Below are 2893 nucleotides of genomic sequence, written 5' to 3' on the forward strand. Positions count from 1 at the left end.
GCACCCCCGCAGGCCCACCCCGACACGGGCGTGCCAGGGCCTCGCGCTCCGGAACCGCCGAACACGCCGCATGGTCTCGACCACACGGGTACGCCGGGGTCGCCGGCTCCCGGGCTTCCGGGGCCGCACGCCGGCGAGGCAGCAGCCGGGACGACCAACGCCCCGACCGGGCCGGGCGGAGCACCATACGGCCACCCCGACACGGAGACACCAGGGGCCCCGGCTCCAGAACCGCCGAGCTCGCAGGTCGGTCAAGTGCCCGGGATGACCGACGTCCCGGAACAAGGTGGAACTCCTCAAGACCACACCTACGCGGGCACGCCGATGCCCCCCACTCCAGGCGGAGCGCCCCAAGGACCCGCCCAACCGGGCACGCCAACGCCCCCTCCACCAGGGCTGCCGGACCCACAGGACGCTCAAGCAACGCCCGGGACGACCAGCCCCCCGGCACCGGGTGACACACCGCACGCCCACCCGCACACGGACACGACAGGACCTCGCGCAACAGGGCTACCGGAACCGCAGGGCGGTCAAGCCACACCCGGACCGACCGGCACCCCGCTGCCGGGCGATGCGCCCCGAGGACCCGTCCAACCGGGCACGCCAACGTCCCCTCCACCAGGACTGCCGGACCCACAGGAGGCTCAAGCAACGCCCGGGACGACCGGCACCCCGACACCGGGTGACACACCGCACGGCCACCCCGGCACGGACACGACAGGACCTCCCGCGACGAGCCTGCCGGAGCCACAGGACGCTCAAGCCACACCCGGAACCCTCGATGCTCCGGCGGCCGGTGCAGCGCCCCAAGGGCCCACCCAACCGGGCATGCCGACACCCCCTCCTCCAGGGCTGCCGGAAACACAAGCCGGTCAAGCTTCGCCCGAGACGGTCGACGCTCCGGCGCCGGGTGGCATGCACACCCACCCCGACACGGACGCGACAGGGTCTCCCGCTACGGGACTGCCGGAACCGCAGGGCGGTCAAGCCGCACCCGGAACAACCGGTATCCCGGCGCCCGGCGGCGCTCCGGCGCCGGGGGGCGCACAGCAAGGTGGCCACGGCGACGTGGCGGCGGCCGGGTCCCCGGCTTCCGGGCTGCCTGGGCCGTGGGGCGGCGAGGGCTCGCCGGGTGACCCCGGCGGGTACCCGGGTGAGCCTGGCGGCGTCTCCGCGGAGAGTGCGGGTCAAAGGTTCGGCGTGCCGCAGGGCGGCTCCGGGGGCGCGGCCGACGGTCTGCATGCGGGGTCGGAGAGCGAGCCGGTTCTGCGGGCCGTGGACGAGCCCGAGGAGGCGTTCGAGCCGGGCAACCGGATCGACCAGGAGTTGTACGAGGCGACCCTGAGCGGGGACTCGGACGCGTTCCTGCGCGTGCTGCTGAACGCGAACGTGCTCGTGCCGATCCCCGGGGACGCGCCGCTCGAGGTGACGCCCGTCCAGCCGGATTTCCGCTGGGACGCGGCGCTGCGGGCCGAGGGCGCGGTGCAGGTGTTCACGTCGCTTGTGCGGCTGCGCGAGGTGCTGCCCGAGTCCCGGTTCGTGTACGCGGACTTCCGGGAGCTCATCGGCGCGTGGCCCCGCGAGGACTGGACGATGCTGCTGAACCCGGGGACGCGCATCGGGGCCTCTCTGCGCGGCGACCAGGTGCGGGCGCTCAGCGAGTGGGCCGTGCGGGTCGGGCTCGTCCCGGCGCGGCCGGAGGTTCCGCTGCCGCCGCCGCGGCGGGAGGCCGCGCCGCAGGCTCCGCCCGCCGACCTGGACGACCGTGTCTCGTCGCCGTCCATCATGCAGAAGGTCGTGCCGCACGGGCACGTCGCCTGGTATCTGGAGCAGGGCTACGACCGGGTCGGGGGGTACGTCCACTCGACGGGGGACGTCGCCGAGTTGCAGACGCCCGCCCAGTTGTACGAGGCGCTGGGCCTCCTCTACGAGGGTTCCCCGTTCTCACCCGGCGACGAGGGCGTGTACGTCATCCGGTGGCCCGCCTACTGCCCCGACCTCTATCGGATTCCTTTCGGGGGACGGGACGAGGAGGAGATGTCCACGTGGGGCGAGGCCGGCTGGGTGATCGAGCGCCCGCCGTTCGTGGGCACCGGTTTCGCGCCGGGCAGCGCCGGGTCCATCCGCGAGTACAAGGTGGACAGCGTCCGCCTTCCGTTCGGGGCGGAGATGTACTACCTCGGCCGGGACCGGTCCGAGCGGTTCATCGCCATGTACGATCCCGACCGGCTCGCCTGGCTGCGGCCGGAGCCGAGCACCGAGACCTGGGACGGGCGGACGGAGGCCGCGCAGTGATCCGCGACGGGTACATCGCGCGGTGGCTCGGCCGGGACTTCGAGGCCGCGCCCGGCGCCGACGGCGAGGTCAGGCTGTACACCCCCGGGCCGACGGACGGCTTCGAGGAACTGCGTCCCGGACGCTACCGCCGCATCGTCCCCGCGTCCGAGGTCGAGGACCTCCGCTACGTCCGGACGACGTGCCGCTGGCGCGGCGAGCGGTTCGTCATCGTCGGCGAGCACGAAAGCTGGCTGCGGGTCGAATACACCGGCGGGCGGGTCCCGGTCGCGGAGAGCCTGGGGCTCGACCGCATCGACCAGGGAGTCTGGCAGACATGGGCTCCCAGGTCGGAGGTGGCGGACGTCCGCGAGGAGTTGATCTAGTCGCGGACGGGGGTTGATTTGGCCCGCGAATCCGTGGTCGCATGATTTCCGGGGCGATCCCCCGGGTAAAGCAGAAGCGCTCAACGGCGACGCGACGGAGGTGCTCGGCAGTGCTCTGCCGATCAGCGGTGAAACCGGTCTTTGTCGGACTCGGCACGGCCGCCATCCTGGCCGCGGGCGGCGCATCCGCCGTCGCCGCCGACTCGCCCTCCCCCTCCCCTTCGGACTCGGGC

The 2893-nt window shown here is 73.4% G+C and carries 2 protein-coding genes; both read left to right on the plus strand.

The window, feature by feature from the left end; translation table 11 throughout:
- Positions 1-1200: 1200 nt before the first annotated feature.
- The gene (locus tag E1289_RS37090) at positions 1201-2295 is read left to right on the plus strand and encodes an SseB family protein (RefSeq protein WP_165970781.1); all 1095 of its coding nucleotides are present in this window, start codon (positions 1201-1203) and stop codon (positions 2293-2295) included.
- Complete coding sequence (locus E1289_RS37095; protein WP_131988795.1) at positions 2292-2660, plus strand: hypothetical protein; 369 nt, start codon at positions 2292-2294, stop codon at positions 2658-2660. The genes E1289_RS37090 and E1289_RS37095 overlap by 4 nt, the downstream gene beginning before the upstream one ends.
- Positions 2661-2893: the final 233 nt, after the last annotated feature.

The organism is Actinomadura sp. 6K520 (assembly GCF_004349245.1).
Lineage (GTDB): Bacteria > Actinomycetota > Actinomycetes > Streptosporangiales > Streptosporangiaceae > Spirillospora.